The following is a 24,327-nucleotide window of genomic DNA, read 5'->3' on the forward strand; positions in this document are numbered from 1 at the left end:
TATAATGAACTTGTTAACTCAAATGGAAAGTTCCATCTCCAAATTACCGGAACAATATAAAAATATGAGCACGTCAGAACTCAATCGTTTAATCGAAAATATAAAACGTAAATTAGGTGACGAATTATTTATTCCAGGTCATCATTACCAAAAGGAAGAAGTCATGGCATTTGCGGATGCGAGAGGTGACTCATTACAACTAGCGCAATTATCAGCTAATACAACGGCGAAATATATTGTTTTTTGTGGCGTCCATTTCATGGCAGAAACAGCTGATATATTATCTGATGACCATCAAGCTGTTTATTTACCCGATTTACGAGCTGGTTGTTCAATGGCTGATATGGCCGATCTTCAGCAAACTGAATCAGCATGGCAGCATCTTATGCAAATGTTTGATGACACAATCTTACCTATGACTTATGTTAATTCAACAGCAGCTATTAAATCCTTTGTTGGGAAACATGGAGGTACGACTGTAACATCATCCAATGCAAAGCGCGTGATGCAATGGGCCTTTACTCAAAAGGAACGTCTACTATTTTTACCTGATCAACATTTAGGTCGAAATACGGCTTACGAATTAGGCATCTCTTTAAACCAAATGGCTGTATGGGACCCTATTTTAGAGACATTAATTTATGAAGGTGATTTGAAGGACATTAAAGTTATTTTATGGAAAGGCCATTGTTCAGTTCACGAAAACTTTACTGAATACAATATAAAGCAAGTAAGAGAGCAACATCACGACATGTCTATCATCGTTCATCCGGAATGTCGACGAGAAGTCGTTGAGTTATCGGATTACAATGGATCCACTAAATATATTATTGAAACAATCGAAAATGCGCCAAGTGGATCGAAATGGGCAATTGGAACAGAAATGAATTTAGTTAAACGTCTGATGAAAGAAAATCCAGATAAAGAGATTATTTCATTAAACCCTCATATGTGCCCTTGTCTAACGATGAACCGAATTGACTTACCTCATTTGGCATGGTGTTTAGATTCTATTGATCAAGGTCAACCTATCAATCAAATTAAAGTCGATCAAGATATAACCCATTATTCTAAAGTCGCCCTAAATCGAATGTTAAACCTATAAACATATAAAGAAGTTAGGAATACTTGACGTCCTCCAGAGAATACGAAGCTATAAGAAAGAAGGCGAACCTTGGAAGTTTAATACAGTCTAAGGTTCGCCTTTTTTATATAATTAATATTTTTATCTCAGCCTCTTACATCCGTCTCTTTTAAATATCGCTCTTTTTATAAGAACGTTTTAAGATTAGATATTGCTCGATTTCATTTAGTAGTAAATATAAATTCGCTCGTTCTTCAAACGCTTTTCGATCTGATGGTAAAGGTTCTTGATTAAACTGATTTCTAATTTCCTTTAATTGCTCTAGATATTTAATAGCTGTATTCTTAGGTTGGACATGATCAGATAAGCTTTCGAATAGTTCACCTATATAATAGTACTCATCCTCTGTCGCATGAATACGACTGATTAACGGGAGCATTCGCTCTAATATTTCAAATTGTTTCTGCCTCATATGAAAATAGTGATAATAAGGGTGATGGCTTCTTAATAAATGGTTTTCAACATCACGAGAAGCCAAATCATTCGCTTCCTCTAATAATTGAGAGACTTTAGTGAACTCAACCCCTGTCCACGAATGATCTCCTGTTTTTAAGAAGTGAGCTATTTCTTTTAATATAGCAGAAAAATTCTTCTCTACTTCTTTTTGCACACCTTCTAAATCTGATTCTAAGCTTGGCATATAAAGGTTTAATATTAAGGCGACCCCTAATCCAACGATTAATAAAATTAACTCATTGATGACTAAACCTACAGTGAAATTTTCTGCACCATATATATGTAGTATGATGACGGAACTAGTAATAACTCCTTCTGTTATTTTCAACATGACGGTAATAGGGATAAATAGGATTAATACTAACCCGACAGCAAGTGGTGTATATGCTATCAATTCAAATATTAATCCAGATAGAATGATACCTATAACACACGCATAAAAACGATACCATGCGCTTAAAATAGATCGCCTTCTGGTTACTTTAATACATAATATAGTTAGAATACCAGCTGATATAAAGTTTTCTAAACTTAATAATTGAGCAATGAAAATTGAAATTGGTGCTCCAATTGCTGTTTTAATTGTCCTTGAACCAATCTTAAACATGATTGTTCCTCTCTTAAATCTTCTTTTTACTACACTATACCCTAATTATTTAGTTTTAATTATAAGAAAAAAGGTGGTATAACACCACCTTTCACTTAGTATTCTTCACAATATTCATCAAATAAAGATTGTAATTTTTGTACAACTTCCATTGGTGTAGAGCTTTCAATTTCATGACGCTCAACCATTTTTTGAATTTTACCGTCTTTTAATAGAGCGAATGAAGGTGAAGATGGCTGATAACCTTCAAAGTATTCTCTCGCTCTTTCTGTTGCTTCACGATCTTGTCCAGCAAAAACGGTTACAAGGTGATCTGGACGATGATCATGATGAATAGCATTAGCAGCAGCAGGACGAGCGACACCACCAGCACAACCACAAGTTGAGTTAACCATTACTAGTGTTGTTCCTTTGCGAGCAAACGCCTCATCTACCTCTTCAGGTGTCGTGAGGTTTTCAAATCCAGCTTCGTTAATTTCAGTACGAGCTTGATTCACAAAATCTTGCATATAAATGTTAAAATCCATTTCTGAATGGCCCCTTTTTCATTTGTTTTAAGTAGTTCATTATTATCCTATCAATTTTAGGTAAGTGTTTCAATTATATTGCAATTTTCTGAGGAATAAAAATAGATGGCAATCGAATTTGCCATCTATTTTTTAATTAATATACAGACGTATAGTCTTTAGACATATTTTCTAGAATTTCTTTAACACGTTTTAGGAAGTTACCACAAACTAAGCCATCTAAAATTCTATGGTCGAGTGATAGACATAGGTTAACCATATCACGTGCTGCAAACATACCATTCATATAAACTGGTTTCTTAACAATTGATTCCACCTGTAAGATGGCTGCTTGAGGGTGATTAATAACTCCCATTGATTGGACAGAGCCAAACGATCCAGTATTATTAACTGTGAACGTTCCACCTTGCATATCATCATTGGTTAATTTACCTTGACGAGCTTTGTTCGCTAGATCAACTATGTCTTTAGCAATACCTTTAATACTTTTCTCATCAGCATTTTTGATCACTGGAACGAATAGTTGATTTTCATTAGCAACTGCAATGGATAAATTAATATCTTTCTTCTGAATAATCTTATCTCCAGCCCAAGTACTATTAAGTTCTGGAAACTCTTTAAGGGCTTGAGCGACTGCTTTTACAAAGAATGCAAAGTACGTAAGTGAGAACCCTTCTTTACGTTTGAAGTCATCTTTTAATTCATCACGTAGGTTAACCAGGTTCGTAACATCGACTTCTACCATCATCCAAGCGTGAGGAATTTCAGTCTTAGACTTAACCATGTTTTGAGCAATAGCTTTTCGAACGCCCGTCACTGGAATTTCTACATCACCAGCTTGAGTAGTTGGCATTTCTGCCGGTTTGCTTGGTTGAGTTGGCTGCTGTTGAGTCTGATTAGAAACTTCTTCTTTTGCACCCGTTGTTTGCTCTTGTGTACTAGGTTGCGGGATCTGACCTGAATCAATTATTTTTTCTAGGTCTTTACGAGTGATTCTTCCTCCACGACCTGAACCTTCAACTTGATTTAAATCAATATCATGCTCTTGAGCTAATCTTAATACAGCAGGAGAATAACGTTTTTTCATAGATTGATCTTTCGGCTCATCTGCTTGTTCTTCTTTGTCTTCGGTTTCCGCTTCTGGTGCTTCAGTCTCCACATCATTAGCTCCACCTTCAACTTCGATATAACAGATTAATTCACCAACTTCAATCGTGTCTCCCTCTTGTGCAACCAATTCCTTGATAGTACCTGTATATGAGGACGGAACTTCGGCATTAACTTTATCTGTCATAACTTCTGCAATCGGGTCGTATTTATTAACTTGATCTCCGACACCAACTAACCAAGAACTAATGGTACCTTCCGTAACACTCTCTCCCAGCTGTGGCATCGTGATTTTTTCAACACTCATCTCAAAACCTCCTTATCAATTAAAATTCAGCTAAATCACGCATGGCTTCTTCGACTTTATCAGGATTAACCATAAAGAACTTCTCCATCGTAGGTGCATACGGCATCGCAGGTACATCTGGTCCAGCTAACCTTCTAATAGGAGAATCAAGTTCGAATAGGCAATTCTCTGAAATGATCGCTGCTACTTCACTCATAATGCTTCCTTCTTTGTTGTCTTCAGTAACGAGCAGGACTTTTCCAGTCTTTTTAGCTGCTTCAATAATCGCATCTTGATCAAGAGGATACACTGTTCTTAAATCTAAAATATGAGCAGAAATACCTTCTTCTTCTAATTTTTCAGCAGCTTGTAATGCGAAATTAACACATAGTCCATACGTAATGACGGTAATATCGTCACCTTCACGCTTCACATCTGCTTTACCTATAGGGAGGACGTAATCGTCATCAGGTACTTCTCCTTTTAATAATCGATAAGCACGTTTATGTTCAAAGAATAAAACAGGGTCTTCATCACGAATAGCCGCTTTTAATAATCCTTTAGCATCATACGGTGTTGAAGGCATGACAATTTTAAGTCCAGGTTGGTTAGCGAACACCGCTTCAACCGATTGTGAATGATATAATGCACCGTGAACTCCCCCACCATAAGGAGCGCGAATCGTAATCGGACAATGCCAGTCATTGTTAGAACGATAACGAATTCTTGCCGCTTCTGAAATAATCTGATTAACCGCAGGCATAATAAAATCAGCAAACTGCATTTCCGCAATTGGTCTCATACCGTACATGGCAGCTCCAATTCCTACACCCGCTATCGCAGATTCAGCTAAAGGTGTATCGATGACACGCTGCTCACCGAATTGATCATAAAGACCTTCAGTTGCTTTAAAAACGCCGCCTTTTTTTCCTACGTCTTCACCTAAAACAAAGACCTTTTCGTCACGTTCCATTTCTTCACGCATTGCCTGCGTTACAGCTTGAATATACGACTTTACCGGCATCTTTATTCCCCTCCCTCTTCAGCGTAAACATATTTTAATGCGCTTTCTGCTTCTGCATATGCTGCGTTTTCAGCATAATCTGTCGCTTCATTAATTTCTTTATCTAATTCTTTCTTAAGTTCTTCTTCTTTTTCATCTGTTAGAATTCCACAGTCTTTTAAATACTGAGAGAAAAATAATACACAATCATTTTTCTTCATCTCTTCAATTTCTTCTTTGTCACGGTAAGCTGTGTGATCATCATCACTTGAATGAGCAGTTAGTCGGTTTGTAACAGCTTCAACAAGTGTAGGACCTTCACCATTGACTGCACGTTCCCTTGCTTCTTTTACAACTTTAAACACTTCTAAAGGATCATTACCATTTACTTGGTAACCTGGCATACCATAACTTTTAGCACGATCTGCAACTGTTTCCGATGCTACCTGACGTTCTAGCGGGACAGAAATGGCATACTTGTTGTTTTCAACCATTGTAATAACTGGCAGTTTATGAACACCTGCAAAGTTTAATCCTTCATGGAAATCTCCTTGGTTTGAAGAACCTTCTCCTAATGTTACAAACGATACAAAATCCTTTTCTTCCATTTTCCCCGCTAACGCAACACCTACTGCATGAGGCAATTGAGTAGTAACTGGTGAGGAACCTGTTAAGATGCGATTTTTCTTCTGACCAAAGTGTCCAGGCATTTGTCGGCCACCAGAGTTCGGATCTTCAGCCTTTGCAAACCCTGATAAAAACAGTTCTTGAGTAGTCATTCCAAAAGCTAAGACAACACCCATATCACGATAATATGGTGCAGCATAATCCTTGTCACGGTCTAAAGCATATGCAGCTCCGATTTGAGCAGCTTCTTGACCTTGACAAGAAATTACGAAAGGAATTTTACCTGCACGGTTTAATAACCACATTCTTTCATCAATTTTACGAGCTAATAACATGGTGCGATACATATCCAATACTTGCTCATCAGTTAAACCTAATTCTTCATGACGATTCTTTCCCATCTTAAGACCTCCCTTGTTTTTTATCCATGAATTTGTTTACCATCTACAGCTAACGCTGCTTCACCGATCACCTCTGATAATGTTGGATGAGGGTGAATAGAATGTGCGACTTCCCATGGAGTAGCATCTAATACTTGAGCCAGCCCAGCTTCAGAAATCATATCTGTCACATGTGGACCAATCATATGCACGCCTAATAAATCTTCTGTCTGTTTGTCAGCAATGATTTTTACAAAACCATCTTTTTCACCATATACAAGTGCTTTTCCAATTGCTTGGAAAGGGAACTTTCCGACTTTTACATCATAGCCTTGATCTTTGGCTTGTTGTTCTGTAAGTCCAACGCTTGCAACCTCAGGATTCGAATATATACATGTTGAGATATGATCATAATTAATAGCGAGTGGATTTTCATTCGCTATATGTTCAACAGCTACTATCCCTTCGTGAGAAGCAACATGTGCTAACTGCATTCCACCGATGACATCTCCAATGGCATAAATATGAGATTCTTTTGTTTGGTAAAATTGATTGGTTTTAATAGAACCATTATCAACAATGATATCTGTATTCTCTAAACCTATATTATCGATGTTCGGTGCGCGCCCGACAGATACGAGCATTTTGTCAGCTGTAAACGATTGCTGCTCACCTTTATATTCAGCCTGAATCGTAACATTTTCACCTTTTTCAAGCGTGTCTGGAAGGACTTTAGCTCCAGTTACAAACTTAATTCCTTTTTTCTTTAATAATTTCTGAGCCTCTTTTGAAATATCTTCATCCTCAGTTGGAAGGATTCGATCCATATATTCTAATACCGTAACCTCTACACCGAAGTCTGCAAGCATTGAAGCCCATTCGATACCAATGACTCCTCCACCAACAATTAAGATGGATTCTGGAAGTTCTTCTAATTTTAAGGCGTGATCAGAAGATAGGATTAATTCACCATCTAAATCTAATCCTGGTAAAGATTTTGGTTTTGATCCAGTAGCAATAATAACGTTTTTAGGAATAATTATTGTGTTTTCTTCACCATCATTACGTTCCACTGATATCGTACCGGCTGTAGGTGAAAAAATACTTGGACCAAGAATTCTACCAAAGCCCTCAAAGACATCAATCTTTCCTTTTTTCATTAAACCTTGTACGCCTTTATGTAATTGATCTACAATGGATTGTTTACGCTCCTGTACTTTATCAAAGTTTAACGAGGTATTTTCAGTCATAATTCCAAACTGTTCAGCTTCTTTAGTCTGTTTAAACACTTCAGCACTACGTAATAATGCTTTAGAAGGGATACAGCCGTTGTGTAGGCAGGTCCCTCCTAGATTACCTTTTTCCACTATGGCTACTTTCAAGCCTAATTGACTTGCACGTATAGCCGAAACATATCCCCCAGTGCCGCCACCAAGGACGACCACATCATATTCTAGAGCCATTTCTAAACTCCTTTCTTTTCAATTATATATTCTTTAGGTTTTTCCTGATTTGTTAATACTCTTAACGCTCCTTCTGCAAGCGCTTCCAGTTCGTTTTCCCCAGGTTTAACCACAACATCGGAGATCCATTCAACATAACTCGTAATATTTTTAACAAAGTCTTCTCCGTATGCTAATCCACCAGTTAGTACAATGGCATCTACTTGTCCTTTTAAGACGACACTAGCAGATCCTATTTCTTTAGCAATTTGATAAGCCATCGCATCGTAAATGGCTTTCGCAGTATCATCGCCATTTTGGATGCGCTTTTCAACTTCTAGCGCATCCTGTGTTCCTAAATGATCAACTAAACCACCTTGACCAACTAATTTTTTCTTAATGGTTTGTTGATCATAATTCCCCGAAAAACACATATCAACAAGTTGCCCTGCTGGCAAGGTACCAGCACGTTCTGGTGAAAAAGGACCTTCTCCATCTAATCCATTGTTTACATCAATCACTTTACCATGTTGGTGGACTCCAACTGTGATCCCTCCACCCATATGGCAAACGATTAAGTTAGCCTTATCATACGCCTTATTAAGCTCTTCAGCGACTTTTCGTGCGACTGATTTTTGGTTTAATGCATGAAAAATACTTTTTCGAGGTAGCTCACTTAATCCACTTATTTTGGCTTTTGGTTGCATTTCATCGACGACAACTGGGTCAACAATATATGCTGGAACTTTAAGGTCCTGAGCCATATCATAAGCAATTAAGCCACCTAAATTAGAAGCATGTTCACCGTTATAGCCGTTTTTCAAATCGTGAACCATGTCTTCAGATACAATATAGGTTCCACCTTCAATTGGTCTAAGCAAACCACCTCTAGCGCATATTGCCTTAAAATCAGATAAATTAAATCCTTCCTGCTCTAAAGTATCTAAGATGATATCTTTCCGGAATTTGAATTGATCTATCATCCGATTGAATTGGTTAAGTTCTTTTAAATCATGGCGAATTGTTTTCTCAAATATGTTTTTATGATTTTCGAATACACCGATTTTCGTTGATGTAGATCCAGGATTGATGATAAGCATTCGAATGTTTGTCACTGATGATTCCTCCAAGTTACCCATTTCTTCTTGAAATAATACTGTGTTCGTTTTTTAAGAATGTACTACGAGAACGACTAACACTTTCGATACGTTCTTCAGCCATACGATCAGCTGCAATATGAGTTGGAATATTGTCACGCTTCGAAATTTCAAAGATTCTTTCTAAGCTATCATAAATTTTCTCAATCTGTTTGAACGCACGATCTTGATTATACCCATTTAACTCATCAGCAACATTGATGACACCACCAGAGTTAATGACATAATCAGGTGCATATACAATACCTAGCTCATTTAACTTCTCTCCGTGTCTTGGTTCAGCTAATTGGTTGTTTGCGGAACCTGCAATGGCTTTCGCTTTTATTTGTGAAAGTGTATCATCATTGATTGTAGCTCCTAATGCACATGGTGCATAAATGTCACACTCCACACCATAAATATCATCTGGGTCAACAGCATGTGCTCCGAAATCTTCCATGGCACGTTTTACAGAGTCTTTATTTATATCTGTAACAATAAGCTTCGCACCTTCTTCATGTAGATGTTTACACATATGATAAGCAACATTTCCTACACCTTGAACCGCCACGACTTTCCCTTCTAATGAGTCACTTCCGAAGGCTTCTTTCGCTGTCGCTTTCATCCCTAAGTAAACACCGTAAGCTGTTGCAGGAGATGGATTACCTGAAGATCCGAATTCTGGTGAAATACCTGTTACGTAATCTGTTTCCATGTAAATCGTATCCATATCTTGAACGGTTGTGCCTACATCTTCAGCTGTAATATAGCGACCGTTTAATCCTTGGATATAACGACCAAATGCTCTAAACATTTCAGGGTTTTTGTCCTTCTTTGGATCCCCTATAATAACTGTTTTACCGCCACCTAGATTTAATCCAGCAGCTGCGTTTTTATAAGTCATCCCTTTTGCTAAACGTAATGCATCAATAATAGCATCTTCTTCAGAATCATAAGTCCACATACGTGTACCACCTAATGCAGGACCTAATGTCGTATCATGAATAGCAATAATCGCTTTTAATCCTGAATTTTTATCTTGGCAAAAAACAACCTGTTCGTAATCTTGATCCTCTAAATATTTAAATATTTCCATGTCTGTATTCCTCCCAATATTTTAAGATGATAATAAAGCAAATGCTAAAGAATATATTTTACTCTCTGCCGAATCGGCTCGAGAAGTTAACACGATTGGAGCCTTTGCCCCACTTATAATACCTGCTACCTTTGCACCAGCAAAATAAGTAAATGATTTATATAGCGTGTTTCCTACCTCAATATAAGGACAAAGCAATACATCTGCGTCACCCGCAACATCTGATTGAATTCCTTTCTGTTGTTTAGATTCTAATGATATTGCGTTATCAAACGCTAATGGTCCATCTACAATACAATTTGTTATTTGACCACGTTTTTGCATTTGAGATAGGACTGCCGCATCAATAGATGCTTGCATAGCTGGATTCACAATTTCTACAGCAGCTAGTGGTGCCACTTTTGGTTTTTCAATCCCTAGCTTATTTACAACATCAACCGCGTTTTGTATAATTTGCACCTTTTCTTCCAAGCTAGGAGCTATATTCATACCTGCATCTGTTAAAAATAATAGTCGATTGCGATCCTTCATTTCGAACATAGCAACGTGCGAAAGAATGCGACCGTTTCTGAGGCCTGAACCCTTTTTTAGAACAGCCTTTAAAACAATTTTAGTTGCAACATTACCTTTCATTAATATATCAGATCGCTCTTCAGAAACAGATTGAACTGCTTTATCGACTGCATTTTCAACAGACGTAGCATGGTGTAGCGTAATTTTTTCATTGTTCAAATCTAAACCAATTTCTTCAGCGGCATTTGTAATCTCTTCTATATTTCCAAATAATTTAAAACCCGCTAAATTGCGACCAATTCCATCTTTTACAGCTTTTAATGTCTCAACGTTAGTGGCTTCGGCAACGGCTACAACTTTTTTCTCACGCATATTACAAAGTTGTTCGACCAATCCATCTAATGTCATTTCTTTTGTTTTCATGGTGTTATTTAATTATCCTTTCCGATGTTATATTTTTTCATTTTGTAATATAAGTTTCTTATGGATATATTTAGTTGTTTAGCTGTTTTAGACTTTATGAAGTTATTCTTTTCAAGTGTTTCTAACAATAACTGTCTCTCAAACTCATCTAATGCTTCTTGCAATGGAATGATTTCGTCATCAGACGTTTCATAAAAAATATCTACGTCATCTAATGACGTTTTTCTTAAAGGTGGAAGATGGTCTTCATGAATGACTTCTTCTCCTAAAGCCATGTTAATCATAGCTCGGCCAATTATATTTTCTAATTCTCTTACATTACCCGGATAATTATATTTTTTCAGTTTATCCAGTGCTTCATTAGAAATTCCTTTGACATTTCGACCATAATTTTCATTTAAATGACTTAATAAATGGTCAATTAATGGCTTCAAATCCTCTAATCTTTCCCTTAATGGAGGGATGTTAATTGGAAATTTGTTCAAACGATAGTAAAGCTGTTCGTTAAACTCTTGAGTCATGATAGCTTTCTCTAAATTAACATTAGTAGAGGCAATAATTCTAACTTCAACAAATATTGGTTCTTGTCCATTAACTCTTATGATGGTTTGATCCTCAATGACCCTAAGAATTTTAGATTGAAGACTTTGAGAAAGATCACCAATTTCATCTAAAAAGATACTGCCTCCATGAGCTTCTTCAAAATACCCATTTCTTTGCTCAGGTGCACCTTGTTCATCCCCGAATAATAACTTTTCCAATACCTCTTCATCATACGACGCACAATTAACCCGAATAAATTTCATATGTTTTCGATTACTTTCATTATGAATCGCATGTGCTATTAATTCTTTACCAGTACCAGGCTCGCCTCTTAATAGTACATTAGTCGGTGATTTAGCTCCTACTTTAGCTTGTTCTAATGCCAATTTCATATCACTTGAATGTGCCACAATGTCATCAAAAGTATACTTAGCTTCTAAATCACGTATAATTTGCCTAGCTCGTTTTAATTCAGAAGTTAACGATTCAATTTCAGATAAATCATGAATCACTCCCACACTACCTTTTAACTTTTCATCAACTATAATGGGAGCAACATTAACTAAAACATCTCGTTTATTTGGTCCTACCTTCATTCTAGCCCCACGAACCGCTTGACGCGTTTCAAGAACTCTTAAATGCATACTTTCTCCTTCAGATATATCCGCGGTCGCCGGTTTACCAATAACATCTTTTTCAGTTAAACCTGTAATTTTTGTATAGGCAGGATTAATCATTAGCCCATGACCCGTTTCATCCACAACTGATATCGCTTCTTCACTTGATTGAATTATCGCTTCTAACATAACCTGGATGTCTTTAAGGTTCGTTATTTCCTCAGCCAAGCTGACAACTTCCGTTATATCTTTAAATACTGAAAAAGCACCTAATAGATCACCTGATTCGGTTATTAAAGGAATGCGTGTTGTAATAACCTTTTTTTCATTAGATAGTGTTAAATGTTGATTAACTTCTTGTTCTCTTGTGTTTAATACATGCGGTAATCTAGATTCAGGTATGACATCTAAAATCCTTCGACCAAGCATATCACTTTTTTGAATATCTAATATATGACAAGCTGAATCGTTCACAAATGTGACGGTCTCATCATTATTGATGACAATCATCCCATCATGCACTGAATTCAGGACTAATTCTCTTATTGATGTAGCTTTTTTTATTTGGTCAACTAGTGATTCTTTCTCATCTAATAACTGATAAATAACATGGGCAATTGTACCTGGAATCAACACACATTGATTTGGTTTAATTTCCATCAAATGCTCGAAAACACCTTGATCACCGGTTGCCTCAACTATTATATCAACAGATGAATCAATCATGTCCTGATAATCGGTATATGTATTTATATTTATTTTTTTAGCTATTTCAAGTCCAGGTGCTTGTGAATTAATATCCGCTACAGCTTTTAGGTTCAACATATCAAATTGTTGAAAAAGCTTTAAAATCGCGGTACCACCTTTACCTGCCCCTACTATAACAACATTTTGCATATCATCCACCTACACCCTGCAAAAATTTGCACACTTTAATGATAATGTAAGCGCTTTAGGATTGCAAGATATTTTCATTTTTTTTATTAGAAAATCATGGTATACTACATAAGGACATAGAAAAGGGGTCTAAACATGAGAATCATTGCATTTTTAGTTTTACTTATACCTGGTATCCTTTCCGTTTATGGAATCAAACTCATACGTGATTCATTTTTCGGTATTGTTGAGTCCATTTTTATAAACGTTTTCGTGCAATTATTTGCAGGTATTTTATTTGTTATTGTTGGGATAGGATTTGTTGGAGGATACCTTTTACATAGAGATCGTAAGAAAAACAAAACTAAAGGTCATTTTGAAACTAAAAAATAACCTATGTGGATAAAGAAGAAATCCCGTATAACATTTATTATAAGGCCATATGTACGGGAGGTTTTTCAAATTAGGAAAGACGTTTACGAAAATTACTTTGACTTACTTGAAGAAAATAGAATTTAACATACACAATTTCTGTTGTTTCTCTTGGAGAAAACTCTTTCAGTTCAATCGGAAACATCTTGATTCAAGGAAGACTAGAAGGTCTTGTAAACGTGGCGGAGTTGCTCCTGAACGTAGGATAAGAACTAGTCCAGGTTAAATACTCTTGAGGAGGAATGGAAATATCATTCGTTGTAAAAATGAACTGGGGAGAACTACTGCTTTTGAAATTGAATGTTCCGTTTAGTTAAAAAAGAAATTGTTATTAGGGTTGTCTTTGTTGAAATTATTACTATTGCTTTGTAGCATAATCAAGTATTTCTTGATAAAGTTCGTTCCAATCGTGATAATAATACATTACTTCACTAGGATTTATAAAGATCCTTTTGCTTGACTCATACTTGGCTTTAAAATCATGTAATTGCTCAATGTTCATACGATAAAAAACTTGATAACCTACTTTTGGGTACGGACTTTTTTCATTCCATTTTGGGTTTTCACTATGGTCAACTATAAGATGCCCTAAAAGAGAGCAACTTCCAGTAACATATCCTTCTTCATATGCTTCACGCTTTAAACACTCTTCAGGAGTTTCTTCAAACTCAATATGACCTCCTGGAAAATCCCAACCTCTATGGTTTAAATTGACTAATAACAGACTATCATCCTTAAAACAAAACCCATGGACACTTGTTATCAGTTCTCTTGGCGGTACTTGTTTATCAAATTTCCAAGTTAATTTTACTTTTCCTTCTTCCCAATTGACATATTTTGAAGTCATGTATTTTCTCCCCTTACTACTCTATTCTTTTTTGTCAGTAGAAGAATCACATACATCTATATTCTAACATAAAATTCCATATAGGCTTTTTTCATGTTAACAGGAAAAATGAGAGACCGCTGAAGTCTGGATCAGTTCGATGTTGCAACAGTTGTAGTCGTGCCTGCGAAGCATTTTGACACAAAAGAAGCCGAACTTTAGGTATGAAATTAAACAACCTAAAGTTCGGCCCCTTTTATATAAAGGTAACCTCATTTCATTATCTTACCGGCATAGAGGATTCAAAAAAATCTTGATAAAGTGATTTAACCGTTACATCAATATCCTCTTCACGTATTCCAAACATCATGGAAACATCAGAAGAGCCTTGGTTAATCATTTGAATATTGACACCTGCTTTCGCGATCGCCGTCGTAGCAATTGCCGCAACATTAACTCTCTGACTCATTCCTTCACCTACGATGACAACCATCCCTAATCCATGATTAATACTAATGTTATCGACATTAAGCTCTTGTTTTATTCTACGTATTAATCGCTCTTCTTTCTTTTCTGTTAATTGATTAGAACGAACAATAACCGACATACTATCGATACCAGAAGGAGCATGTTCAAATGATATGCCTTCTTCGACTAATATATTTAAAAGGTTTCGACCAAATCCAAGTTCACGGTTCATTAAATACTTCCCTACATATATACTCGAGAAGCCTTTATCACTTGCAATACCCACAACAGGACCATTATAGTTCTCTTTCTTAGCAACAATCATCGTACCTGGCGCTTGAGGTTCGTTAGTATTTTTAATACATACCGGAATGTTTTTGTTAAATGCAGGTATTAACGCTTCATCGTGAAATACTGAAAAACCAGAATAGGATAATTCTCGCATTTCTTTATATGTTAAAGCTTTAATTTCTACAGGGTTCTCAACAATGTTCGGATTTACACAATAGACAGAGCTAACATCCGTAAAGTTCTCATATAGATCTGCTTCTACTCCTGCGGCGATAATGGACCCTGTTATATCTGATCCACCCCTAGGAAATGTTGTTAAAACTCCTTTTTCTGTATATCCGAAGAACCCAGGGATCACTGAGATACCTTCTTTATTCCTAAGTTGATAAATTTTTTCATAACTTGAGTCTAATACTTGTGCATCTCCTGGCTGGTCACTTACAATGATGCCAGCATCTTTTGGATTGACATAATTTGCATTAAGACCAATTTTATTTAAATAAGCACTCAATACGCGCGCTAAAGAATCTTCACCCATTGCTTTAAGGGCATCTTTTAAGTGCGCTGTGTTTCCTGTTTCTTTTAAAAGAAAAGTCGTTTCTTTTTTAATACGTTCTACAATTTCATCAGATAAGTCCAACTCTTTAGTGATTGATAAAAAACGTTCTGTAATTTGTTGCAATGTACTTTCGGTTTCCTTACCACTTATATGCTGTTCCCCAAGTTTAATAAATAAATCTGTTACTTTTATATCATCATCAAAACGTTTACCTGGAGCTGACACTACAATAAATTTTCGTTCTGCATCTTCTTGAATAATGTTTGCGACTTTTTGTAGCATGTCTGCACTTGCGACAGAGCTCCCACCAAACTTTGCGACTTTCATGTAAGAAATCCCCTTCCAAATATGTAATACATTTTTACATTTTATCACTTGCAATTAGATAAATGAAACGTTATTTTCTCAAGGACTAGTGAGTTTATCTACATTATTCAGAGTATTTTTAGAATGAACAGGTCATTAAGCAAAAAAATAGCACCTCATCCATTGAGGTGCTACTTAATCCACAATTAACCAACCTTATGTTCCAATCGTAATTTATCTGCAATCATTGCGATAAACTCAGAATTTGTAGGTTTTGCTTTAGAAACACTAACCGTATAACCAAATATAGATGATAACGAATCAATATTTCCACGGTTCCAAGCAACTTCTATCGCATGACGAATAGCACGTTCGACACGAGATGCTGTTGTATTATATTTTTTCGCAATGTCAGGATAAAGAACTTTAGTAATGGAACCCAATAATTCAATATCATGATAAACCATTGATATGGCTTCTCTTAAATATAAATAACCTTTAATATGTGCAGGCACTCCCACTTCATGAATGATGGAAGTTATGTTTGAATCTAAATCGATCTTTTTCGTTGATGGTGATTTACTACTCTGTTGAATGTTCTTAATAGGTGACTGTTGAACAGCACCAGCTGCTTGTAAAACTTGTTCATTCAATAAATCCAAGTCAAAAGGCTTTAACATGTAATATGTAGCACCCAATTCAACAGCTTTTTTCGTCACTGATTCATGACCAAATGCTGTTAACATAATGACATTAGGAAATTCATCGATATCAAGGTCACGCATCTTCTCTAAAACAGCTAATCCGTCCACATGGGGCATAATAATATCTAAGATGAGAACGTCTGGGTTGGTTTCTTCAATCATGGTTAAGCATTCTCTACCGTTATAAGCTGTACCTACGACTTCGACCATTTCCTCCTCGTTAAAGTAATTCTCCAACATGGTGACTAATTCACGATTATCATCTGCAATCCCTATACGTACTTTTTCCATTAACTGTAACCTCCCAGAAAATTCTTCCTTCTTCACTTAACCTTATTCCATGCAATTCTTAAAAATCCTTCTTTTATCCAAAAAAAAATTAAAATATTTATATTTTTATTCAAATTCTCTTTATTTCTTCAAGTTACGACATTTTTCTCGATTTCAAAAAATCTTTTGTCGATTTAATTATTTGATAAAAAAACAAAGCCACCAAAAGGTGACTTTGTTAGCTGGCTTCATCTAACTCTTGGTCGCTTTCTATTTGCAATCCTGCTTCATTTAACATCCATTCAACATGCACGCCGTAACCGCTTGTCGGGTCATTTAAGAAAACATGAGTAACTGCTCCTACAAGTTTGCCATTTTGAATAATGGGACTTCCACTCATGCCTTGTACTATTCCACCGGTTTTATTGAGTAGTTCTTTATCAGTAATTTTAATAACCATACCTTTAGTTTCTGGGTTCTTACTTGGTACACTGCTTATAATTTCTATATCAAAAGATTTTACTTCGTCGTCTTCCACAACGGTTAAAATTTCTGCTTTACCTTCTTTGACCTCATTTGATGGAGCAACAGGAATTGGTTTATGGTGATCATCCAAGAATGAAGCATCATTTAACTTACCAAAAATACCATAATCACTATTCCTTTGAATGGTACCTAAACTTTCATCCTCCATAGAAAAGCGGGCCTTCTTTTCTCCAGGTGTACCATTTTTACCTTTATTTATCGAGGTAATGTCAGAAGGAACAATTTTACCATTATAAATATCAATTGGTTTTTTGGTCTGATGATCCATAATGACATGGCCTAAAGCACCATATTTTTTCGAATCTGGGTCGAAGAAGGTTAATGTACCGATACCAGCCGTAGCATCGCGAATAAATAACCCTAATCGGTATGCTTCATCCTCACTATCATAAACGGGTTTTATCGAAAGAGGAAAGATGTGTTCTTCTCGTTTGATGAGTAACTCCACAGGCTTTTTACTTTCCTCTAATTTCTTCATCTTTTGTACAAATGCGTTCATATTATCCACTTTGTCACCATTCACTTGAAGGATAATATCACCTGTTTTGACTCCTGCATCTTCTGCAGACGATACTTTTCCGTCTGATGTTTCAACGGGACTAAATCCAACAACAATAACCCCAGTTGTGTGTAATTTAACACCTATAGATTGACCACCTGGGATCAATTCTTTAACGGTTTCGGCGGAAACTGCGTCAACATGCGAAAATGGAATAAAAAACGAAACAAGGAGAAGTAAATGTATAATGTGGCGAGACTTTTTCATATTCACACTCCTCATTTCTTGATCAAGCTGTAAGCTTAATTTGAGCATTTCGCACCCTTTTTAAACGATTAAAACACATGTAATACAGTTTAACTTTTCCTTCTTTACGTATAATTGATTTGTATATACCGAGCTCTTAAAAGTGGCAAAATTGAAACGGTTAGAAAATAAAAATCGCCCTTAGTATACGTACAAAAGGCGATTTTTAATAGTTATTTAATTAACGCTTTGTTTAGCTTGTTCAATTAATTCTTCAGCATGTTGTAAAGTAGTATCCGTAATCTCTGTGCCAGACATCATCCTACTTATTTCTAATACAGATTGTTCACGATTAAGCTTTATCACAGAAGTAGTCGTACGATTTTGCTTTTGATTTTTTTCAATTAATAAGTGATGATCAGCCATGGCAGCAACTTGAGGTAAATGTGTAATACATAATACTTGGGATTCATTAGATATTTGATGAATCTTCTGTGCAATAGCTTGGGCCACTCTACCACTTACACCAGTATCCACTTCGTCAAAAATAACACTGGTCATATTTTGATGCTCAGCAAAAATCCTTTTTAGGGCCAGCATGATCCTAGAAATTTCACCACCTGAGGCAACCTTTTGTAACGGTTTTAAAGGTTCTCCAGGATTTGTACTGATCATAAATTGTACTTGATCTAATCCATTTTTCGTCAACTTAATGGATTGGTCTTTCCAATGAATATGTCCAGTGAATGTGTCAAAAGATACATTGAACTGTGATTTATCCAAATATAAATCCTTTAATTCTTGGTGTATGGCAGCACATAATTCGTCGCTTATTTCTTTACGAACTTGATGTAACTGTTCTGCCTCCATTAAAGTGTCTTTTTCAACTTCTTTAATTTGATTCTCTAATGCTTGAATATGGGTATCTTTATTTTCTAATTGCTCCAATTCTTCTTCCATTTTTGCCATGAGCTCTAATAATTCATTTACGCCTTTACCATATTTTCTCTTTAACCTATTAATTTCATGCAACCTTTTTTCAATTTCATTTAAACGCTCGGGTTGAAATTCAAGCTGGTCTAAATGATTTCTTATTTCAAAAGATAATTCTTCAATAACATAATAATTTGATTTTAGTTGTTCTGAAAGATGCTTGTAGGTATCATTTACATCTTCTAATTGCTCTAAAGAAGTCATGGCATGGCTAAGGTAATCTAATCCTTTACTTTCTCCATACAAGGCATAATATGTTGATTGGAGGCTATCAAAAATCCGCTCAAAATTAGCTAATTGTTGCCTCTCTTCCTCTAAACGATCATCTTCATCCAGCTCTAACCCTGCTTCATGCAATTCATTTAATTGAAATTTAATTAGATCAATACGTTGTGCAATTTCTTGTTCATTCTCGGATAATTCTTTAAAACGTTTTAGTAAACGCTCATAATCATAAAATAATTTTAAATAAGATTCCTTTGCTTGAGAAATTTTTTCTACTTTATAGTGATCGAGTAATTCAATATGTTTCTCCGGTTGCATTAAAGACTGTGTTTCATGTTGACTATGTATATCAATTAAAGATTGTCCAATTTCTTTGAGGATCCCTAACGTAATGAGCTTACCATTAACACGACAAATACTTTTACCCTTTGATGTAATCTGACGTTGAAGTATGATACTACCTTCCTCATCTATTGGTAAATCAAATTGTTTCATTACGTTGTAGACAGGGTGATTTGAATCATCGATGAAAAAGATTCCCTCTAAATTGGCTTGATCTGCTTCGTGACGAACGAATTCTACAGAAGCTCTAGCACCAGCTAATAACTGAATAGCATCAATTATAATGGATTTACCAGCTCCTGTTTCTCCAGTTAGAACCGTTAACCCATCTTGAAAGATTAAAGATATTTCATCGATGATTGCAAAATTTTCAATGTTAATTTCTGCCAACACGTTAGCCACCTCAATTAATTCAACATTTCATTAAAGCTATTGTAAACATCTTCAGAACGTTCAGGAGACCTACATATAATCATGCATGTATCATCTCCACATAATGTCCCCATAATGCCATTCCATTCTAACTGATCAAGCAACGCTCCGACTGCTTGAGCATTTCCAGGAATCGTTTTAAGAACTATAAAATGATCTGCTCGGTCAATCGATACAAAACTGTCTGTTAGCATACGTCTAAGTTTTTGGATAGGGTCGTATCGTTGGTCTTGAGGCAAACTGTATTTATAAGAGCCATCATGCGTTGGAACTTTTACTAATTGTAACTCTTTTATATCTCGAGAAATCGTCGCTTGTGTTACTGGATAACCCAGTTCATGAAAACGTCTTACCATTTCATCTTGTGTCTCAATATTTTCTTGAGATATTAATTCTCTTATTTTCATTAATCGTTGTGCCTTTTTCACCTGTCAAATCACCAACTTCTTATCCATTCATTTTCTTTTTATTTTGAAGGTCCTGATGAGCTGATTTCACTAACTCACGGATGTCATCGTCATTGATTAAATGAGTGGTAGCACCTTCAGACCACCGAGAATGTAATAAAAACTCTATATTCCCATCTCCACCGGTTATAGGTGAGTAATCTAATCCTAAAATATCAAAGCCATCCTCATAAATAAAGTTTGTTACATTACGAATAACTTCTTCATGGACTTTAGAATCTCTTACGATTCCCTTCTTTCCAACTTGTTCTCGACCAGCCTCGAATTGAGGTTTAATCAATGCAACAATATCTGACTGATCTTTAAGTAAATTTTTTAACACTGGGAATATTAATTTTAAAGAAATAAACGATACATCTGTTACAGCTCTTTCTGGAAGTCCATGTTTTAAATCTTCTTTTGTGACATAACGAAAATTAGTTCTTTCCATCACGTGGACTCTACCGTCGTTTCTTAACTTCCAATCAAGTTGATTGTACCCTACATCTATGGCATAAACTTCTCTAGCCCCATTCTGCAAGGCACAATCAGTAAAACCTCCTGTTGAAGATCCTATATCCATAATAAGTCGATCTTGAACATCTATATTAAAGACTTTTAAAGCTTTTTCGAGCTTTAGCCCTCCGCGACTAACATATGGAATGGCTTTACCCTTAATGGTAATTTCTGTTGAAGGGTCAATCTTTAAACCAGGCTTGTCCAATCGTTCATGTTTATGAAAAACTAAGCCAGCCATTATCGAACGCTTGGCTTTTTCTCTAGAATCAAAAAACCCTTGTTCAACTAATAATGTATCTAAACTAACTTTCTTACTCATGGTTACGCTCTTTTCTCTTTTGTTGGTACCATTTCTTTTAACTTTGTCACAATACCTTCTTTAGTTAACCCAATCTCTTCTAATAATTCATTAACACTTCCGTGTTCGATAAAACGATCAGGAATACCCATTCTTTGAATGTATGGAATTGGTCGGCGTTCTTCTTCATAAAACTCTAATACCGCACTACCAAATCCACCTTTTAATGCATGTTCTTCAATTGTTAAAATTGGAATATTTAACTGCGCAAATTTTCTTAGCATTTGTTCATCTAATGGTTTTATGAACCTTGCATTCACAACTTTAATCGTATAATCGTTTTGCTCTAGTTCAGATGCTGCTTCTAATGCTACATCTATCATCGTGCCAAAAGTTAAAATAATGGCATCTTCACCTTCTTTAAGAACTTCCCATTGACCAATAGGTAATTTCTTTAAAGTACGTTCTTTTGGTGCTTCTTTTGCATTGCCACGTGGGTATCTAACCACAATAGGTCCATTATCATGCTCTAGAGCAGTATAAACCATATCTTGGCATTCATCAGCGTCCTTCGGCATCATAATCGTTATATTAGGTAAGTCGCGTAAAAACGAAATATCAAATACACCTTGATGAGTTTCGCCATCTGCACCAACTAAACCAGCACGATCAATCCCAAAAGCTACATTTAAGTTCTGACGACATACATCGTGAACGACTTGGTCAAATCCTCTTTGTAAAAATGTAGAGTATATGGATAAGAAAGGCTTCATACCTTGAGTAGCAACACCGCCAGCCAGTGTCGTTGCATGCTGTTCTGCAATTCCCACATCGAATAGGCGGTCAGGGAATTTCTTTTTAAAGTCTTCTAATTTTGAACCTACTGTCATAGCAGGTGTAATCGCGACCACTCTTTCATCCTGATCGGCTACTTTTATTAAGGTATCGCTTACGACTTTACTCCATCCAGGTCCGTTTGAAGCTTTCTTCAAGCTTTCACCAGATTCAATTTTGTATGGTCCTACGCCATGCCAAGTACCGATTTTATCGGACTCCGCTGGATGATATCCTTTGCCTTTTTTAGTAATGACGTGGATTAAAATTGGACCTTCTGTTTTCTTTGCATATTGGATTGAATTGAAAAGATCTTCAAAATCATGACCATCTACTGGACCATAATAAGTAAAACCCATCTCTTCAAAAAACATACCTGGTACTACTAAATATTTCATACTGTCTTTTACACGTTCTGCAACAGTCGCAATACGGCCACCTACAGCCGGTATTTTCTTCATTAACCACTCTAATTCGTCTTTAACCCAGTTATATTTATGACCACTTCTTAATCTTCCTAAAATATTATGAAGTGCTCCTACATTTGGAGCAATGGACATTTCATTATCATTTAAAATGACAATAACATTTTTCTTTTCACTTCCTATATGGTTTAAAGCTTCTAACGCCATTCCACCAGTCAGCGCTCCATCACCAATTATAGGCACAACAGAATGATCTTCACCTTTAATATCTCTTGCTATGGCCATCCCCATTGCCGCCGATAAAGATGTAGAACTGTGTCCCGTTTCCCAAATATCGTGTTCACTCTCATTCATTTTAGGGAAACCACATAAACCTTTGTACTGTCTTAGAGTTGAAAATTGTTCAGTACGCCCAGTTAACATTTTATGAACGTAAGATTGATGACCAACGTCCCAAATTAATTTATCTTTAGGGCTATCAAATGTATGATGTAGAGCTAATGTTAATTCAACCACACCTAAATTGGGACCTAAATGTCCGCCGGTTATTGATAATTGTTCAATTAAAAATTGTCGGATTTGTTCACTTAACCCTTTTAATTCCTCGATAGAAAATTGTTTAATATCTGAAGGATGTTTAATGTCTTTCAGATCCATAGTGGATCACTCACCTTTATCCTATATTTCTTGCTTCTTGTTTTTCTTTTTTAGGTTCGGTAAAACTTTAATGTGTAATTTAGTTTCTACAAAATAGAGTATTTTACCGACCATAAGTATTATTTGAGTAGAGTTTGACATCGCTAAGGTCTTTCCTAAAGCTTTTCCACCTACAGTTAACGCTGCAACAATACTTGTTAAAATTGTATTTAATACGGGTTGTCCAAGCTCAATGACGTTCATTAATTCAATGACAACAATCATTGCAGCCACTCCACTAACAACTCCTGCTATATCTCCAATTACATCATTACAGAATGATGCAAATCGATCGGCATTTCTCACAATAATAATCGCGTGCTTGGCCCCTGTTACTTTTTCTGAAGCCATGGCATGAAAAGGTGTTTCAATAGCAGCTGCTGCAGCTATTCCCATCATATCAAAAAACACACCAATAAATACAATAATTATAACAATCAATAATCCAATAGACCATGTTGTTCCATCTAATGCATTATTGGATATAATTGAAAAAATGGCCGCTAACACGAATGTGATAACGGCGATACTTATGCTAAAACGAAGCGATCTTTTTATCGTATTTTTGCTCATAATTTCCCTCGTAAATGATAAAAATATGTTTAATCAACACTTATTATGTAGGTAGGGATGGTCACTTAAAAGGTAAATATTGCGGCTTAGGTCCAGTAGGTTTTCCCAGTACAGTGCCGTGTGTTGCCACATCGGTGGTTCCCCATTAAACCGTACTTAGCTGAGTTACCACAGCTAGACTGGACTACCACTTAGTCCGCACTACAATCCCTTTTAAGTGTCCAACGAACAGTCTAGGAGTTTTCCTCGACAGTCTTTAACCACTTCCTAGCCTCTTTTGCAGTGTTTATTTCATACAATGTCAACAGTAACTCCTCAGTGGCCATCCGATTCATTACTTTTAATTGTAATCCCCTAAACACCACTCAAGGCAGGCTACGCTGCAAATAAGGGTCCTAACCTTATAGTGCAGGTTCATACCCCATTTCGTACCCCATTAAGCGCGATTAATGGGGCACAATAATGGGCCTCCGCGGAAGCAGGGTCAACGCCCACATGCCTTTGTGGATCGCCCTACAACCTTAACTCCCAGCATTGACCCAAGGCTGGGCGCCTCAAGCCAACACCAGGAACTTCATCGATGTGCCCTTTGGCGGATTTTTAGGCCCGCCTTC

At 36.2% G+C, this 24,327-nt stretch carries 21 protein-coding genes; 2 read left to right on the top strand and 19 right to left on the bottom strand.

All coding sequences use genetic code 11. The features are described from left to right. Positions 1-4 precede the first annotated feature (4 nt). Positions 5-1,105 carry a quinolinate synthase NadA gene (gene nadA, locus BMY57_RS02020; protein WP_091772342.1) on the top strand — a complete coding sequence of 367 codons (1,101 nt, stop codon included), beginning with the start codon at positions 5-7 and terminating at the stop codon, positions 1,103-1,105. Between the two features lie 148 nt (positions 1,106-1,253). On the opposite strand, the gene BMY57_RS02025 is transcribed toward nadA, so the two are convergent. The 10 genes from BMY57_RS02025 to BMY57_RS02070 form a co-directional block, all read right to left on the bottom strand. Next, positions 1,254-2,207: an aromatic acid exporter family protein gene (locus BMY57_RS02025; protein WP_091772343.1), complete on the bottom strand. Its 954-nt coding sequence runs from the start codon at positions 2,205-2,207 to the stop codon at positions 1,254-1,256. A gap of 95 nt (positions 2,208-2,302) precedes the next feature. Then, on the bottom strand, positions 2,303-2,734 hold the full coding sequence (locus tag BMY57_RS02030) for a BrxA/BrxB family bacilliredoxin (protein WP_091772344.1): 432 nt from the start codon (positions 2,732-2,734) through the stop codon (positions 2,303-2,305). Between the two features lie 136 nt (positions 2,735-2,870). Beyond that, a complete protein-coding gene (locus BMY57_RS02035; RefSeq protein ID WP_091772345.1) occupies positions 2,871-4,148 on the bottom strand; it encodes a dihydrolipoamide acetyltransferase family protein in 1,278 nt (425 codons plus the stop codon). Between the two features lie 19 nt (positions 4,149-4,167). After that, on the bottom strand, positions 4,168-5,151 hold the full coding sequence (locus BMY57_RS02040) for an alpha-ketoacid dehydrogenase subunit beta (protein ID WP_091772346.1): 984 nt from the start codon (positions 5,149-5,151) through the stop codon (positions 4,168-4,170). 2 nt (positions 5,152-5,153) lie between these two features. Next, positions 5,154-6,158 carry a thiamine pyrophosphate-dependent dehydrogenase E1 component subunit alpha gene (locus BMY57_RS02045; RefSeq protein ID WP_091772347.1) on the bottom strand — a complete coding sequence of 335 codons (1,005 nt, stop codon included), beginning with the start codon at positions 6,156-6,158 and terminating at the stop codon, positions 5,154-5,156. Between the two features lie 20 nt (positions 6,159-6,178). Continuing rightward, a complete protein-coding gene (lpdA, locus tag BMY57_RS02050; protein WP_091772348.1) occupies positions 6,179-7,600 on the bottom strand; it encodes a dihydrolipoyl dehydrogenase in 1,422 nt (473 codons plus the stop codon). A gap of 2 nt (positions 7,601-7,602) precedes the next feature. Then, positions 7,603-8,679, bottom strand: a complete 1,077-nt coding sequence (gene buk / locus BMY57_RS02055; protein ID WP_246247547.1) for a butyrate kinase — start codon at positions 8,677-8,679, stop codon at positions 7,603-7,605. Between the two features lie 31 nt (positions 8,680-8,710). Continuing rightward, positions 8,711-9,811 carry a Leu/Phe/Val dehydrogenase gene (locus tag BMY57_RS02060; protein WP_091772350.1) on the bottom strand — a complete coding sequence of 367 codons (1,101 nt, stop codon included), beginning with the start codon at positions 9,809-9,811 and terminating at the stop codon, positions 8,711-8,713. 21 nt (positions 9,812-9,832) lie between these two features. After that, a complete protein-coding gene (locus BMY57_RS02065) occupies positions 9,833-10,732 on the bottom strand; it encodes a bifunctional enoyl-CoA hydratase/phosphate acetyltransferase (protein ID WP_091772413.1) in 900 nt (299 codons plus the stop codon). A 23-nt stretch (positions 10,733-10,755) separates the two neighbouring features. Continuing rightward, positions 10,756-12,804: a sigma 54-interacting transcriptional regulator gene (locus BMY57_RS02070; protein WP_091772351.1), complete on the bottom strand. Its 2,049-nt coding sequence runs from the start codon at positions 12,802-12,804 to the stop codon at positions 10,756-10,758. Between the two features lie 135 nt (positions 12,805-12,939). Between BMY57_RS02070 and BMY57_RS02075 the strand changes: the two genes are divergently transcribed. Continuing rightward, entirely contained in the window at positions 12,940-13,176 is a 237-nt protein-coding gene (locus BMY57_RS02075; protein WP_091772352.1) for a DUF2627 domain-containing protein, read from the top strand. A 397-nt stretch (positions 13,177-13,573) separates the two neighbouring features. Here BMY57_RS02075 and BMY57_RS02080 read toward each other — a convergent pair whose 3' ends face one another. From BMY57_RS02080 to BMY57_RS02120, 9 genes are all read right to left on the bottom strand, one after another. Next, positions 13,574-14,062 carry an NUDIX hydrolase gene (locus BMY57_RS02080; protein WP_091772353.1) on the bottom strand — a complete coding sequence of 163 codons (489 nt, stop codon included), beginning with the start codon at positions 14,060-14,062 and terminating at the stop codon, positions 13,574-13,576. Positions 14,063-14,321: 259 nt separating this feature from the next. Beyond that, on the bottom strand, positions 14,322-15,686 hold the full coding sequence (locus BMY57_RS02085; RefSeq protein WP_091772354.1) for an aspartate kinase: 1,365 nt from the start codon (positions 15,684-15,686) through the stop codon (positions 14,322-14,324). Positions 15,687-15,871: 185 nt separating this feature from the next. Further along, on the bottom strand, positions 15,872-16,660 hold the full coding sequence (gene spo0A, locus BMY57_RS02090; protein ID WP_091772355.1) for a sporulation transcription factor Spo0A: 789 nt from the start codon (positions 16,658-16,660) through the stop codon (positions 15,872-15,874). A 217-nt stretch (positions 16,661-16,877) separates the two neighbouring features. Then, the gene (gene spoIVB, locus BMY57_RS02095) at positions 16,878-17,951 is read right to left on the bottom strand and encodes a SpoIVB peptidase (protein ID WP_246247397.1); all 1,074 of its coding nucleotides are present in this window, start codon (positions 17,949-17,951) and stop codon (positions 16,878-16,880) included. Positions 17,952-18,167: 216 nt separating this feature from the next. Next, on the bottom strand, positions 18,168-19,883 hold the full coding sequence (gene recN / locus BMY57_RS02100) for a DNA repair protein RecN (RefSeq protein WP_091772357.1): 1,716 nt from the start codon (positions 19,881-19,883) through the stop codon (positions 18,168-18,170). Between the two features lie 14 nt (positions 19,884-19,897). Continuing rightward, positions 19,898-20,350 (bottom strand): transcriptional regulator AhrC/ArgR, encoded by a 453-nt coding sequence (ahrC, locus tag BMY57_RS02105; RefSeq protein WP_091772358.1) that lies wholly within the window; start codon positions 20,348-20,350, stop codon positions 19,898-19,900. 19 nt (positions 20,351-20,369) lie between these two features. Continuing rightward, positions 20,370-21,206 carry a TlyA family RNA methyltransferase gene (locus BMY57_RS02110; protein WP_091772359.1) on the bottom strand — a complete coding sequence of 279 codons (837 nt, stop codon included), beginning with the start codon at positions 21,204-21,206 and terminating at the stop codon, positions 20,370-20,372. Positions 21,207-21,208: 2 nt separating this feature from the next. Continuing rightward, complete coding sequence (dxs, locus tag BMY57_RS02115) at positions 21,209-23,101, bottom strand: 1-deoxy-D-xylulose-5-phosphate synthase (protein WP_091772360.1); 1,893 nt, start codon at positions 23,099-23,101, stop codon at positions 21,209-21,211. A gap of 21 nt (positions 23,102-23,122) precedes the next feature. Then, on the bottom strand, positions 23,123-23,713 hold the full coding sequence (locus BMY57_RS02120) for a hypothetical protein (RefSeq protein WP_091772361.1): 591 nt from the start codon (positions 23,711-23,713) through the stop codon (positions 23,123-23,125). Positions 23,714-24,327 lie beyond the last annotated feature (614 nt).

The organism is Piscibacillus halophilus (assembly GCF_900110685.1).
GTDB classification, from domain to species: Bacteria; Bacillota; Bacilli; order Bacillales; family Alkalibacillaceae; genus Piscibacillus; species Piscibacillus halophilus.